Below are 14,151 nucleotides of genomic sequence, written 5' to 3' on the forward strand. Positions count from 1 at the left end.
ACACTCGCTTTGGGGATTTTTCATACAGGGGGTGCGGCATGGGCATGCAAGGCTATAGCGCAGCAGAACGGCTGGAACGGTTACCCATCAGCGGCTATCACCGAATCATCTTCATCATCATCGCGCTGGCGTTTTTCTTCGACTCCATGGACCTGGCGATGATGACTTTCCTGTTGGGGTCGATCAAAACCGAGTTCGGCCTCAGTACGGCCCAGGCCGGGTTGCTGGCCAGTTCGAGTTTTTTTGGCATGGTGGTCGGTGCATCTTTATCCGGAATGTTGGCGGACCGGTTTGGACGCAAACCGGTGTTCCAGTGGAGCATCGTGTTGTGGGGGATTGCCAGCTACCTGTGTTCCACGGCGCAGACGGTGGAGACGCTGACGCTGTTTCGCGTGTTGCTGGGGATCGGCATGGGCATGGAGTTTCCGATTGCGCAGTCGATGCTTTCGGAGTTGATTCCTGCCAAGGGGCGCGGGCGCTACATCGCCCTGATGGATGGCTTCTGGCCGTTGGGTTTTGTGGCGGCGGGTGTGCTGTCTTACTTCCTGCTGCCAGTGATTGGTTGGCGTGACATCTTTTTGGTGTTGGCAGTACCGGCGGTGTTTGTGTTGGCGATCCGGTTTTTTATCCCGGAGTCGCCGCGCTGGCTTGAGCAGGCCGGACGGCACGCGGCGGCGGATAAGGTGTTGCAGCGTATCGAGCAAAAAGTGCGCGTTTCGCTGGGGCGCGCCGACTTGCCTGCGCCAATTGCCCTGCCACGGGTTGAGAGCGTGCCGGGGACGTTTTTCTCGGCGTTTCAGCAGCTGTGGTCGCCGCAGTATCGGCAACGCACGATGATGATCTGGAGTGTGTGGTTCTTTGCATTGCTCGGCTTCTACGGGCTCACCTCCTGGTTGAGCGCGTTGTTGCAGCAATCGGGGTTTGCGGTCACTCAGTCGGTGTACTACACGGTGATCATTTCCCTGGGCGGGATTCCCGGGTTTCTGATGGCCGCCTGGCTGGTGGAGCGTTGGGGGCGCAAGCCGGTCTGCGTTGTGACCTTGCTGGGCGGTGGCGTGATGGCGTTTGTGTACGGGCAAAGCGCTGTGTTTGGCGGCAACGTGGGGCTGCTGATTACGTCGGGGCTGTTGATGCAGTTCTTTCTGTTTGGCATGTGGGCGGTGCTGTACACCTACACGCCTGAGCTGTATCCCACGTCGGCGCGGGCAACCGGTTCCGGGTTCGCTTCGGCGATTGGTCGCGTGGGCTCGTTGCTCGGGCCGTTGGTAACGGGGCTGGTGTTTCCGATAACGGGGCAGGGCGGGGTGTTTGCTTTGGGCGCGCTGTGTTTTGCCGTAGCGGCGCTGGTGGTGTGGGTATTTGGGAGGGAGACGAAGGGCAAGACGCTGGAAGAACTGACCGAAGTCTGAGGAACAGCACACCACCACTGTGGGCGCGGGCGTGCTCGCGAAGGCGGTGTTTCAGTCGACACAGGTATTGACTGATACATCGCCTTCGCGAGCAAGCCCGCTCCCACATTGATTTTGTCGTGTCAGCCGTTGTTGCTTAAGGCTTCACGAGCCGCGCATCCAGGCTGTTCTGCGCCAGGCGTTTGGCCTGGTCCTGGGTCATGCCCAGCGAGGTGTACAGCGCGTGGAAGTTCTCGGTGACGTAACCGCCGAAGTACGCCGGGTCATCCGAGTTCACCGTGACTTTCACGCCACGCTCGAGCATGTCGAGGATGTTGTGCTGGGCCATGTCGTCGAACACGCACAGCTTGGTGTTGGACAGCGGGCACACGGTCAGCGGGATCTGCTCGTCGATGATCCGCTGCATCAAGCGCTCGTCTTCGATGGCGCGCACGCCATGGTCGATACGCTGGATTTTCAGCAGGTCGATGGCTTCCCAGATGTACTCGGGCGGGCCTTCTTCGCCGGCGTGGGCCACGGTGAGGAAGCCTTCGTGGCGGGCACGATCGAACACGCGCTGGAACTTGCTCGGCGGGTGGCCCATTTCCGAGCTGTCCAGGCCTACAGCCACAAACGCATCACGGAACGGCAGCGCCTGGTCGAGGGTTTTCTCGGCTTCGGCTTCGCTCAAGTGGCGCAGGAAACTCAAGATCAAACCGCTGGTGATGCCCAGTTGCTGCTCGCCATCTTTGAGCGCAGCGGCGATGCCGTTGAGCACGACTTCGAACGGCACGCCACGGTCGGTGTGGGTTTGCGGGTCGAAGAAGGGTTCTGTGTGGATCACGTTCTGTTCTTTGCAGCGCAGCAGGTAGGCCCAGGTCAGGTCGTAGAAATCCTGGGAGGTGCGCAGCACATCGGCGCCCTGGTAATACAGGTCGAGAAACTCTTGCAGATTGTTGAAGGCGTAGGCCTTGCGCAGGGTTTCGACGTCGTTCCAAGGCAGTGCAATCTTGTTGCGTTCGGCCAGTGCGAACAGCAACTCAGGCTCCAGCGAGCCTTCCAGGTGCAGGTGCAATTCAGCCTTGGGCAGGGCGTTGAGCCAATCGTACATTTTCTAAATTCTCATCAGGTGCAATGGCGGCATTCTACAGGCCATGGCCGAAATAATCGGCAAAACCTGACCAGCAGGAGAGTATTGGTTTTATTCGTGCAAGGGCCACGTGAACTAAGGTGTAACGAAACGTTAGCGGCGTGGTGCAGTCTGTACCCCATCAATGACTGATTTGCTGCATGAAAAGGCCCGGAATGCTCACATCCCTCAAGCAAGAAAAATACATGGTGCTGGCGCTGATTGCCGCCATCGTCGCCTACCCGTTGGAGCACTGGATGCTGCACAGCGGGCAGATGGTGGCGTTGCTCAGCGGCGTGGCGTTGATCGTCTTCATCGTCGTGGCCTCGATGCGTGTTGCCCACCACGCCGAGCAACTGGCGGAAAAGGTCGGTGACCCTTACGGCACCATGATCCTGACCCTGGCCGCGGTGCTGGTGGAAGTGGTGATCCTGGCGATCATGATGAGCAACGAGCCATCGCCCACCTTGGTACGCGACACGATTTATTCGGCAGTGATGCTCGATATCAACGGCATCCTCGGCCTGGCTGCGCTGATGGGCGGCATCAAACATGGCGAACAGTCCTACAACGATGACTCGGCACGCAGCTACAGCGTGATGATCCTCACCGCCATGGGCGTGTCGATGGTGGTGCCGGAATTCATCCCCCAGGCCGACTGGAAAATTTACTCGGCGTTCACCATCGGCGCGATGGTGCTGCTTTACACCCTGTTTTTGCGCATGCAGGTGGGGCCGCACAGTTACTTCTTCAGCTACAGCTACCCGGAAAAACGCCGCAAGAAACAGCCGGAAGAACTGCAGGAACCGCCAATCAGCCTGGCCTTCTCCATTGGCACATTGGTGTTTGGCGTGGTTGTGATCGGCGCACTGGCCGAGGTGATGTCCAAGACCCTCGACCTGGGCCTGGAAGGCACGGGCGCGCCGCCGGTGGTCACGGCGATTGTGGTGGCGGCTATTTCGGCGGCGCCGGAAATTCTGACGGCCTTGCGCGCAGCCTTGGCTAACCGCATGCAGTCGGTGGTCAACATCGCACTCGGTGCGTCGTTGTCGACGGTGATTTTGACGGTGCCGGTGATGGAGGCCATGGCGCTCTACACCGGCCAGCCGTTCCAGATGGCGATGACGCCGGTGCAAACCGTGATGGTGTTGATCACGCTGGTTGTCAGTGCGATCAACCTCAACGATGGCGAGACGAATGCCATCGAAGGGATGACCCATTTCGTGTTGTTTGCGACGTTTATCATGCTGTCGCTGTTGGGGTTGTAGAAACCGCAGAACTCAATGTGGGAGCTGGGTTTTGTGGGAGCTGGCGTGCCTGCGATGCAGACACCCAGGTTTTTCAGTTGCACCGAGATGATGCTATCGCAGGCAAGCCAGCTCCCACATTTTGATATGCCTGGCTTAGGTTCCGGCGATCAGCTGTTTCGCCGCCTGTGTGTGATCGGCAATCAAACCTTTCAAATCCAGGCCTTCAACCTGCCCGTCAATCACCCGCCATTTGCCCCCGATCATCACCCGATCCGCCCGGTCGGCGCCGCACAGCAGCAACGCCGAAATCGGATCGTGACTGCCGGAAAAACGCAGCTCATCAAGCTTGAACAGTGCCAGGTCAGCCTGTTTGCCCACGGCCAGTTCACCGATATCCGTACGCCCCAGTAATTGCGCCGAGCCTTTGGTCGCCCAGCCCAGCACGCCTTCGGGGGTGATCTTTTCCGCGCCGTAACGCAGGCGCTGGATGTACAAGGCCTGGCGGGTTTCGAGGATCATGTTCGAGGCATCGTTGGACGCGGAGCCGTCCACGCCAAGGCCAATCGGCGCACCGGCGGCGAGCAGGTCCAGGGTCGGGCAGATGCCGGAGGCCAGGCGCATGTTCGAGCTTGGGCAATGGCAGATACCGGTACCGGCGGCGCCCAGGCGCGCGATTTCATCCGGGTTGAAGTGAATGCCATGGGCCAGCCAGGTGCGTGGGCCGAGCCAGCCGACGCTGTCGAGATAATCCACGGTGCGCAGACCGAAGCGCTGCAGGCAGAAGTCTTCTTCGTCGAGGGTTTCCGCCAGGTGCGTGTGCAGGCGCACATCGAGGCTGTTGGCCAGTTCGGCGCTGGCTTGCATGATTTGCGGGGTGACCGAAAACGGCGAGCAGGGCGCCAGGGCAATCTGGATCTGCGCGCCGTCGCCGCGCTCATGGTATTCGCGGATCAGGCGTTGGCTATCGTCGAGGATCACTTGGCCTTGTTGCACGGTTTGCTGCGGCGGTAGGCCGCCGTCGGCTTCGCCCAGGCTCATGGAACCGCGGGTGAGCATGGCGCGCATGCCCAGTTCGCGCACGCTTTGCACTTGCACGTCGATGGCATTTTCCAGGCCGTCAGGGAACAGGTAGTGGTGATCGGCCGCGGTGGTGCAGCCTGAGAGCAGCAATTCCGCCAAGGCGACTTTGGACGCCAGGGCGAGCTTTTCCGGGGTCAGCCGGGCCCACACCGGGTAGAGGGTTTTGAGCCACGGGAACAACGGCTGGTTGACCACCGGTGCCCAGGCGCGGGTCAGGGTCTGGTAGAAGTGATGATGGGTGTTGATCAGCCCCGGCAGGATCACATGTTCGCGTGCGTCAAACACCTGTGCGCAGGGCACGGCAGGCTCTTGTCCCCAGCCCAGCAGTTCGGTGATCACACCGTCTTGCAGCACCAGGCCGCCACGGGCATCGAGGCCATTGGCAGTGAAAATCGCGAGGGGGTTTTTTAACCAGATACGGGTCGCAGGCATTGGCCGGCTCCTCTGAATGATGGGTTCAGGTTTGCCAGCTCAGTGTTGCCCTGTCTGCTGATCCAGGGTCGCCGGTTAAGGCGAGGTCGATAGATTACGTGGAGTTCCGGATCCGGTCCAGCTGCAGGCGCGAGGTGCTCTTGAGTCACCAATGCCGTTCAGTTAAGCAGTCCCCTGTGGGAGCGGGCTGGCCCGCGATAGCGGTGTGCCAGTCAACATTAATGTTGGCTGGGCCGACGTCTTCGCGGGCAAGCCCGTTCCCGCATGTAGAACCGGGGTATTACCAGGCGATGGTGTCGCCTTTGTAGTCCACGAAGTGATGGCCGCCCTTGCCCGTGTAGGCATTTACCTGATCGATCAGGCCGCGCACGCTGGTGTCGACATCAATGAGCGCGTTTTCACCGCCCATATCCGTCTTCACCCAGCCCGGGTGCAGCGACAGCACGGTGAGCTTGTGGTCGCCGAGTTGGGTGATAAAGCTGTTGGTCATGGAGTTGAGTGCAGCCTTGCTGGCCTTGTACAGCGCCAGGTCCGCACCGTCGGGAATGGTCACGCTGCCGAGCACCGAGCTCATGAAGGCCAGCACGCCGCTGTCTTTGCGAATCTGCCCGACAAAACGCTGGGCCAGGTTGATCGGCGCCACGGCGTTGGTGAAGAACAGCTGGCCGACTTCCGCCAGGGTGGCGTGGCCAGGCTCTTGATTGGCGGGGCCTTTGACGCCGGCGTTGACGAACAGCAGGTCGAAGGTGCGGTCCTTGAGGCGCTGGCTCAGAGCGATCACGGCTTGCTGATCGTCTATGTCCAGCTTCTCGACGTGTACCGGGCCTGTGGCTTTGAGCGCATCGGCCTTGTTCGGGTCGCGCACGGTGGCGGTCACATCCCAGCCGTCCTGAAGCAATTGTTTGACCAGGCCAAGGCCCAGCCCGCGCGAGGCGCCGATGATCAGTGCGGTTTTTGGCGTAGACATGAAAGGCATCCTTTGGAATGGAGGTTCACGGATTCAGTGGACAACGTTGCCCGAGCCTTTGCTGCAACTCCTGGCGCAGGTGGCCGAGTTCGCTGATACGGGTTTCGATCAGGTTGAGCTTGTCTTGCAGCAATTGTGTGACAGCGCTGTCGGGGTCGGGCGCCTGCCAGAGGGCGGCGACGCTGCTGCCGATCTCGCTGAGGCTGAAGCCCAGGCGTTGCGCAGTTTTGATGTAGAGCACCAGTTGCACCATGTCCGGCGGGTAGTCGCGGTAACCATTGGCGCTGCGTTGTGCTGCGATCAACCCGCGCTGCTCGTAGAAACGCAGTGTGTCGCGGCTGACCTGGCTGGCCTGGGCTAGTTCGCCAATACGCATGAGGCGGGCTCGAAAGGGCTTGACCCTGGAGCATACTCCAGGCTTTAGCCTGCTGGCTTCTTAATTCAAGGAGCTTGCCGATATGTGGACCGCTGCCCAATACCGAACACTGGTGCGCGCCAGCGCCTGGTATGACTTGATCGTGACCGCGGCGTTTGTCACACCGTGGAGCTTTGTGTTTGTGCACAGCGTATTGCAGGGTTTGAACCTGCCGGGGACGTTGCCGGCGTTTGCACCGGCGCATGTGCTGATGGCCAATTTGCTCGGCTCGATTGTGTGCGTGTGGGCAGTGCTGCGAATTCGCGACCCGCAGCGCCAGTTTGGCCTCTATGACGCGGCCGGCCGCGCACTGTTCGCGACCTGGCAGCTCTACGCGCTGATGCAGGGCGCGACGGCGGTGCTGTGGGTAACGTTGCTGTTTGAGGGAGCGTGGGGGATCGCGCAAATTGTCCCCGTGAAGACTGATCAAAAAATGACCGGCGCCCGTAAGCCCTTATGACAGAAGGGTTACAGGCGGATGTGCTCAGGTTATCCACAGGCAGGTGCACAGTAGATGTGGGCAGTTTCAGCGCTCCAGCAGGATGCGCCCACGGCTCAGGTCGGCGAGTTGGTTTTGCAGCGTGTCGATAGCCGCCTCGCCCAGTGCCAGCTGCAGCTCAACACCATTGGCGGTGAAGGTCTCGTCCACCACCAGCCCACCCAGTTCGGCGACACGCAGTTTCACCAGGTTCAGCTCCGAAAAGCCGCAGGCGCAGCTCAGTGGCACGCGGCTGATCAGCTCGATGCGCTCGGCATTTTGCAGGCATTTGTTCGCGCCGCCGCCATAGGCACGGGCGAGGCCACCGGTGCCCAGCTGAATGCCGCCGTACCAGCGAATCACCAGCACGGCGACCTGATCAAAGCCTTGGGCTTCGATGGCGGCCAGAATCGGCCGCCCCGCGGTACCGCCGGGCTCGCCATCGTCGTTGCTGCGGTACTGATCGGCGAGTTTCCAGGCCCAGCAGTTGTGCGTGGCGTTGAGGTCGCTGTGTTGCTCGAAAAACGCTTGGGCGTCTTGCGCGCTGGTGATCGGCGCCGCGAGGGTAATAAAGCGGCTTTTGCGTATTTCTTCACGAAATTCGCAAAGGCCGGTAAGCGTGAAAGGCATAAGTCGCTTCGTTTATAGGGCGGGCTTGATGCCACAGCCTTTGAGAATGATGTGGATCAGGTTGCTGCCGGCGTCTTCCATGTCTTGTTTGGTCAGCTTGGTGCGCCCGGTGACGCGGCAGATCTGGGTGGCAAAGTCGGCATAGTGCTGGGTGCTGCCCCACAGCAGGAAGATCAGGTGCACGGGGTCGATGGGGTCCATCTTGCCGGCGTCGATCCAGGCCTGGAACACGGCGGCGCGACCGCTGAACCAGGCGCGGTAATCCTGGCTGAAATATTCGGTGAGGCATTCGCCGCCACTGATGATTTCCATGGCGAAGATCCGCGAGGCCTGTGGGTGACGCCGGGAAAACTCCATCTTGGTGCGGATGTAGCGAGTGAGCGCCACGGCCGGGTCGTCCTCGGCGGTCAGCGCGTTGAAGGTGCTGTCCCACAGTTCGAGGATATTGCTGAGCACCGCGATGTACAGGCCGAGCTTGTTGGTGAAGTAGTAATGCAGGTTGGCCTTGGGCAGCCCGGCACTCGAGGCAATGGTGTTCATGCTGGTGCCTTTGTAGCCATGGCGCGCGAACTCGTCTTCAGCAGCCTGCAGAATCGCTTGTTCGTTCTTTTGCCGAATGCGGCTGGCGGGTTTACCGGCGTGGTTGCTGTGGGCAGGAACTTCGAGGCTCATGGAGGTTTCCGTGCTGATCGATAGAGACGACGTGTGCACAGATAACCCACCCTCAAGCCTCAGACAAGTCCCGATGCAATAAAACCGTCAAAGCGGTTCCAGCGTGTCGCTTTCCGGCGCGTGGTTTGCGGCAGCGCAGGTCGTTTTGGTTTCCGGTAACAACAGGCACAACACGATGGCGGTCAGGCCGCCGCTGGTGATGGCTGAGTCGAACAGGTTTTGCACCAGGGACGGCATCAAGTGCAACAGGTCCGGTTGGGCGGCAATGCCCAGGCCGACGCCGAACGAGGTGGCGATGATCAGCATGCTGCGCCGGTCCAGTGGCGCCTGCGCAAGGATGCGCACCCCGGCAGCGGCCACGCTGCCGAACATCACCAGGGTGGCGCCGCCCAATACCGGCTTGGGAATTTGCTGCAGCACGGCACCAATCAACGGAAACAAGCCGAGACAGAACAGCAGCACGCCGATGTACAAGCCGACGTAACGGCTGGCGACGCCGGTGAGTTGGATCACACCATTGTTCTGCGCAAAGGTGGTGTTGGGAAAGGCGCTGAAGGTAGCGGCGATCATGCAACTCACACCATCGCCCAAGACGCCGCCTTTGAGTCGGCTTATATAAGAAGGGCCGCTGATGGGTTGGCGCGCAATCATGCAATTGGCGGTGAGGTCACCGACGGTCTCGATGCTGCTGATCAGATAAATCAGCGCGATGGGCAAAAAAGCGCTCCAGTCGAAGTTGAAACCAAAGCGAAAGGGCATTGGCACGCTGATCAAGGGCAAGTCGGGCAGGGCCTGAGGTACCAGTTTGCCGCTGAACCAGGCGGCCAGGCTGCCGAGGGCCAAGCCGATGATGATCGCCGAAAGGCGAACCCACGGGGTGTTGGAGCGGTTGAGCAAAATGATCGTCAGCACCACGAACACGCCCAACGCCAGGTTCACCGGAGCGCCGAAGTCGGGCGCGTTAAAACCGCCGCCGAGGTCGGTGATGCCCACTTTGATCAGGCTGATGCCGATCAGCGTGATCACAATCCCGGTGACCAGGGGCGTGATCACTCGGCGCAGTTGGCCGATAAAGCGGCTCAACACGATCTGTACCGCCGCGCCGAAAAAGCACACGCCGAAGATCATCGCCATGATGTCTTCCGGGCTGCCACCGCGTTGCTTGACCAGAAAGCCTGCCGACAACACCGCGCCGAGAAACGCAAAGCTGGTGCCTTGCAGGCAGATCATCCCGGCACCGATGCCAAAGGGTCTGCGTGCCTGAATGAAGGTGCCGACGCCGGAGACCATCAACGCCATGCTGATCAAGTAGGGCAAATGGGCGGTGAGGCCCAGCGTGGAGCCAATAATCAAGGGCGGCGTGATAATGCCGACGAAGGCCGCCAGCACGTGTTGCGCGGCGGCCAGTATTGCCGGGATGGGTTTCGGGCGGTCGTTGAGGCCGTAGATCAGGTCGCTGGGGCTGGAGGTTTCTGGTGGCATGGCGGGCAAACTCAGGGCGGACGGTTCAAGGTCCTTGTGCCTTGCAAAAAGCTGTCCAGTTGCTCAGCTTTTTGCGAAAGGCCCGAGCTAGCGCGTTGCCGCCAGACTCTCGAGAAAGCTTTCCAGCACCAAATGAGGGCGACGGCCCTTGCGCGTGACCGATGCGAGGCTCAAATCGTAAAAACGTGTAGTCGGTTTCAGCGCGCGCAGTCGGCCTTGTTGCACCCACAGGCTGGCGTAGTGGTCAGGCAGGTAACCAATGTAGCGGCCCGTGAGGATCAGGAACGCCATGCCTTCGCGGTCCGAGGCGCTGGCGGTGCAGTTGAGTGCTTGGTAATGGGCCTGGATCTCGGCGGGCAAGCGGAAGGTGGGGGCGATGGCGTCCTGGCTGTCGAGGCGGGCGTCGTCCAGTTGTTTGTTGTCGGCATAGAACAGCGGGTGGCCAACCGCGCAATAGAGCAGCGAACGTTCGCTGTAGAGCGGCTGGTATTCCAGGCCCGACAGCGCGCTGGCCTGGGGGACAACGCCGACATGCAGGCGGCCGTCGAGTACGCCTTGCTCGACTTCATTGGGGGCGATCATGCGGATTTGTATCTGCACGTCCGGGCCACGTTCCTTCAACTGTGCCAACGCGTGAGTGATGCGCATGTGGGGCAGGGTGACGAGGTTGTCGGTGAGGCCGATGATCAGCTCGCCGCGCAAATGCTGGTGCAGGCCGTTGACCTCAGTGCGAAAGCTTTCCAGGGCACTTAATAGCTGCAGGGCCGATTGGTAGACCTCGCGGCCTTCTTCGGTGAGCGAGAAACCGGCACGCCCGCGTTGGCACAGGCGCAATCCCAGGCGCTGTTCGAGGTCGCTCATCTGCTGGCTGATGGCCGAGCGGCCAATGCCGAGCACGGTTTCTGCTGCCGAGAAGCCGCCGCACTCCACCACGCTGCGAAAGATGCGCAACAGGCGGATATCGAAGTCACTGACTTGGGCCAGAGGGTCGGGTCGGCGGCTGCTCATAGTTTAGTGAAGGCCTGACTGAAGGTTAGAAGAGTTGGATTTCACCGACTTTATCCCCGTGGCAATTTAGCTGCAAGAACGCTTTTCAATCCCGACGCTGCCTTTTGCCCTGCGAGGTTTTGCTGATGAACATGCCCGAAAACGCCCCGACGTCCCTGGCCAGCCAATTGAAGTTGGATGCGCACTGGATGCCCTACACCGCCAACCGTAACTTCCAGCGTGACCCGCGCCTGATCGTGGCCGCCGAAGGCAGCTGGTTGACCGATGACAAGGGCCGCAAGGTGTACGACTCGTTGTCGGGCCTGTGGACCTGCGGCGCCGGGCACACCCGCAAGGAAATCCAGGAAGCGGTCGCCAAGCAACTGGGCACCCTGGACTACTCCCCGGGCTTCCAGTACGGCCATCCGCTGTCGTTCCAGCTGGCAGAAAAGATCACCGACCTGACGCCGGGCAATCTGAATCACGTGTTTTTCACGGACTCCGGCTCCGAGTGCGCCGATACCGCGGTGAAGATGGTGCGCGCCTACTGGCGGCTGAAGGGGCAGGCGACCAAGACCAAAATGATTGGCCGCGCCCGTGGCTATCATGGTGTCAACATTGCCGGCACCAGCCTGGGCGGCGTCAACGGTAACCGGAAGCTGTTTGGTCAGGGCTTGATGGATGTGGATCACCTGCCTCACACCTTGCTGGCGAGCAATGCGTTTTCTCGTGGGATGCCGGAGCAGGGCGGTATTGCTTTGGCCGATGAGCTGCTCAAGTTGATCGAGCTGCACGACGCGTCGAACATTGCCGCCGTGTTTGTTGAGCCGATGGCCGGCTCCGCTGGCGTGCTGGTGCCGCCACAGGGTTACCTCAAGCGCCTGCGTGAGATCTGCGATCAGCACAACATCCTGTTGGTGTTCGACGAAGTGATCACCGGTTTCGGCCGTACCGGCTCGATGTTCGGCGCCGACAGCTTCGGCGTGACCCCGGACCTGATGTGCATCGCCAAGCAAGTCACCAACGGCGCGATCCCGATGGGCGCGGTGATTGCCAGCAGCGAGATCTATCAGACCTTCATGAACCAGGCGACGCCGGAGTACGCCGTGGAATTCCCCCACGGCTATACCTACTCGGCGCACCCAGTGGCGTGCGCGGCTGGCCTGGCGGCATTGGACTTGCTGCAGAAGGAAAACCTGGTGCAGAGCGTGGCCGAAGTCGCACCACACTTTGAGAATGCGCTGCACGGTTTGAAGGGCAGCAAGAACGTGATCGACATTCGTAACTACGGCCTGGCCGGCGCGATCCAGATTGCTCCGCGTGACGGTGATGCCATTGTGCGTCCATTCGAGGCCGGCATGGCCTTGTGGAAAGCCGGCTTCTACGTGCGCTTTGGCGGCGACACCCTGCAGTTCGGGCCAACCTTCAACAGCAAGCCGCAGGACCTGGATCGCCTGTTTGACGCGGTCGGCGAAGTGCTGAACAAGATCGACTGATTTCTCCTTCTATATAGAACACCTTTTCAGGAGCCCTGCATGAGCCTTATCCAGCATTTGATCAACGGTGAGTTGGTCAATGACAGCGGCCGGAGTGCCGACGTATATAACCCGTCTACCGGCCAGGTGATTCACCAAGTGCCACTGGCCAGTCGTGAAACCATTCAACAGGCGATCGACTCGGCCAAGGCCGCGTTCCCGGCCTGGCGCAATACCCCGCCGGCCAAACGTGCCCAGGTGATGTTTCGTTTCAAGCAATTGCTGGAGCAGAACGAAGCACGCATCTCTCAGTTGATCAGCGAAGAGCATGGCAAGACGCTGGAGGACGCGGCGGGTGAATTGAAGCGCGGGATCGAGAACGTCGAGTACGCGTGCTCGGCGCCGGAGATTCTCAAGGGCGAGTACAGCCGTAACGTGGGGCCGAACATTGATGCCTGGTCGGATTTCCAGCCGTTGGGCGTGGTGGCTGGTATTACGCCATTCAACTTCCCGGCGATGGTGCCGTTGTGGATGTACCCGCTGGCCATTGTCTGCGGCAACTGTTTCATCCTGAAGCCGTCGGAGCGTGATCCAAGTTCTACGCTGCTGATCGCGCAGTTGCTGCAGGAAGCCGGCCTGCCTAAGGGTGTGTTGAGCGTGGTGCACGGTGACAAGGGCGCGGTGGATGCGCTGATCGAAGCGCCGGAAGTCAAGGCACTGAGCTTTGTGGGCTCGACGCCCATTGCCGAATACATTTATTCCGAAGCGACCAAGCGCGGCAAACGTGTGCAAGCGCTGGGCGGGGCGAAGAACCATGCGGTGCTGATGCCGGATGCAGACCTGGATAATGCCGTGAGTGCCTTGATGGGCGCGGCGTATGGTTCGTGCGGGGAGCGTTGCATGGCGATCTCGGTGGCGGTGTGCGTGGGTGATCAGGTGGCGGATGCGTTGATCGCCAAGCTGGTGCCGCAGGTCAAAGCGCTGAAGATTGGAGCGGGCACGTCCTGCGGCCTGGATATGGGGCCGTTGGTGACGGGCCAGGCGCGCGACAAGGTCAGCGGCTATATAGAAGATGGCGTGTCGGCGGGTGCCAAGCTGGTGGTCGACGGCCGTGGTTTAAGTGTTGCCGGGCATGAGGAAGGTTTCTTCCTGGGCGGCAGCCTGTTTGATCATGTGACCCCTGAGATGCGCATCTATAAAGAAGAGATCTTCGGGCCGGTGCTGTGTGTCGTTCGGGTAGATAGCCTGGAAGCGGCGATGCAGCTGATCAATGATCACGAATACGGTAATGGCACTTGCATCTTTACCCGTGACGGTGAGGCGGCGCGCCTGTTCTGTGACGAGATCGAAGTGGGCATGGTCGGGGTGAACGTCCCGCTGCCGGTGCCAGTGGCTTATCACAGCTTCGGCGGCTGGAAGCGCTCGCTGTTTGGCGACTTGCATGCCTATGGGCCGGATGGGGTGCGTTTCTACACCCGTCGCAAGGCGATCACCCAGCGCTGGCCGCAACGGGCCAGCCATGAAGCGTCGCAGTTTGCCTTTCCTAGCTTGTAAAGTGGGCTGAAAGCCGGCCCCTCGGGGCCGGCTTTCGCGTTTCTGCGGGGTTTTTGACCGATATGACAGAAATGTGAAAAAAGGTGTTGACGGCAGATTCTGGAAGTCTATAATTCGCCCCACTTCCGGCGCAGTCGAAACGGAAAACTCCTTGGTAAACAAAGAGTTACGCAGAATTCGACAGCGAGTTGCTTCAGTTCATCGAAGCCCAG

At 60.5% G+C, this 14,151-nt stretch carries 13 protein-coding genes; 5 read left to right on the forward strand and 8 right to left on the reverse strand.

Annotation, left to right across the window (positions count from 1 at the left end):
* The first annotated feature begins 38 nt into the window (after positions 1-38).
* The gene (locus AACW30_RS20900) at positions 39-1,409 is read left to right on the forward strand and encodes an MFS transporter (RefSeq protein WP_200625632.1); all 1,371 of its coding nucleotides are present in this window, start codon (positions 39-41) and stop codon (positions 1,407-1,409) included.
* A 136-nt stretch (positions 1,410-1,545) separates the two neighbouring features.
* On the opposite strand, the gene AACW30_RS20905 is transcribed toward AACW30_RS20900, so the two are convergent.
* Complete coding sequence (locus AACW30_RS20905) at positions 1,546-2,499, reverse strand: adenosine deaminase (RefSeq protein ID WP_119737737.1); 954 nt, start codon at positions 2,497-2,499, stop codon at positions 1,546-1,548.
* Positions 2,500-2,693: 194 nt separating this feature from the next.
* Here AACW30_RS20905 and AACW30_RS20910 point away from each other — a divergent pair, with 194 nt between their 5' ends.
* A complete protein-coding gene (locus AACW30_RS20910; protein ID WP_200625633.1) occupies positions 2,694-3,785 on the forward strand; it encodes a calcium:proton antiporter in 1,092 nt (363 codons plus the stop codon).
* Positions 3,786-3,920: 135 nt separating this feature from the next.
* Here AACW30_RS20910 and AACW30_RS20915 read toward each other — a convergent pair whose 3' ends face one another.
* From AACW30_RS20915 to AACW30_RS20925, 3 genes are all read right to left on the reverse strand, one after another.
* Entirely contained in the window at positions 3,921-5,279 is a 1,359-nt protein-coding gene (locus AACW30_RS20915) for an 8-oxoguanine deaminase (protein ID WP_106577746.1), read from the reverse strand.
* Between the two features lie 280 nt (positions 5,280-5,559).
* On the reverse strand, positions 5,560-6,246 hold the full coding sequence (locus tag AACW30_RS20920; protein WP_169368130.1) for an SDR family oxidoreductase: 687 nt from the start codon (positions 6,244-6,246) through the stop codon (positions 5,560-5,562).
* A gap of 25 nt (positions 6,247-6,271) precedes the next feature.
* Positions 6,272-6,622, reverse strand: a complete 351-nt coding sequence (locus AACW30_RS20925; protein ID WP_200625634.1) for a MerR family transcriptional regulator — start codon at positions 6,620-6,622, stop codon at positions 6,272-6,274.
* An 82-nt stretch (positions 6,623-6,704) separates the two neighbouring features.
* Between AACW30_RS20925 and AACW30_RS20930 the strand changes: the two genes are divergently transcribed.
* On the forward strand, positions 6,705-7,121 hold the full coding sequence (locus AACW30_RS20930) for a hypothetical protein (protein ID WP_106577749.1): 417 nt from the start codon (positions 6,705-6,707) through the stop codon (positions 7,119-7,121).
* A gap of 66 nt (positions 7,122-7,187) precedes the next feature.
* Here AACW30_RS20930 and AACW30_RS20935 read toward each other — a convergent pair whose 3' ends face one another.
* The 4 genes from AACW30_RS20935 to AACW30_RS20950 form a co-directional block, all read right to left on the reverse strand.
* Complete coding sequence (locus AACW30_RS20935) at positions 7,188-7,769, reverse strand: IMPACT family protein (RefSeq protein ID WP_200625635.1); 582 nt, start codon at positions 7,767-7,769, stop codon at positions 7,188-7,190.
* Between the two features lie 12 nt (positions 7,770-7,781).
* Positions 7,782-8,441, reverse strand: a complete 660-nt coding sequence (locus tag AACW30_RS20940) for a TetR/AcrR family transcriptional regulator (protein ID WP_106577751.1) — start codon at positions 8,439-8,441, stop codon at positions 7,782-7,784.
* 87 nt (positions 8,442-8,528) lie between these two features.
* Positions 8,529-9,923 carry a uracil-xanthine permease family protein gene (locus AACW30_RS20945; RefSeq protein ID WP_124416351.1) on the reverse strand — a complete coding sequence of 465 codons (1,395 nt, stop codon included), beginning with the start codon at positions 9,921-9,923 and terminating at the stop codon, positions 8,529-8,531.
* Positions 9,924-10,010: 87 nt separating this feature from the next.
* Complete coding sequence (locus AACW30_RS20950; protein ID WP_106577753.1) at positions 10,011-10,931, reverse strand: LysR family transcriptional regulator; 921 nt, start codon at positions 10,929-10,931, stop codon at positions 10,011-10,013.
* A gap of 125 nt (positions 10,932-11,056) precedes the next feature.
* Here AACW30_RS20950 and AACW30_RS20955 point away from each other — a divergent pair, with 125 nt between their 5' ends.
* Both AACW30_RS20955 and AACW30_RS20960 read left to right on the forward strand, forming a co-directional pair.
* Entirely contained in the window at positions 11,057-12,406 is a 1,350-nt protein-coding gene (locus AACW30_RS20955) for an aspartate aminotransferase family protein (RefSeq protein WP_106577754.1), read from the forward strand.
* Between the two features lie 39 nt (positions 12,407-12,445).
* On the forward strand, positions 12,446-13,939 hold the full coding sequence (locus AACW30_RS20960) for a CoA-acylating methylmalonate-semialdehyde dehydrogenase (RefSeq protein WP_106577755.1): 1,494 nt from the start codon (positions 12,446-12,448) through the stop codon (positions 13,937-13,939).
* Positions 13,940-14,151 lie beyond the last annotated feature (212 nt).

Origin of the sequence: Pseudomonas sp. MF6747 (genome assembly GCF_963890955.1) — a bacterium.
Classification (GTDB): Bacteria; Pseudomonadota; Gammaproteobacteria; order Pseudomonadales; family Pseudomonadaceae; genus Aquipseudomonas.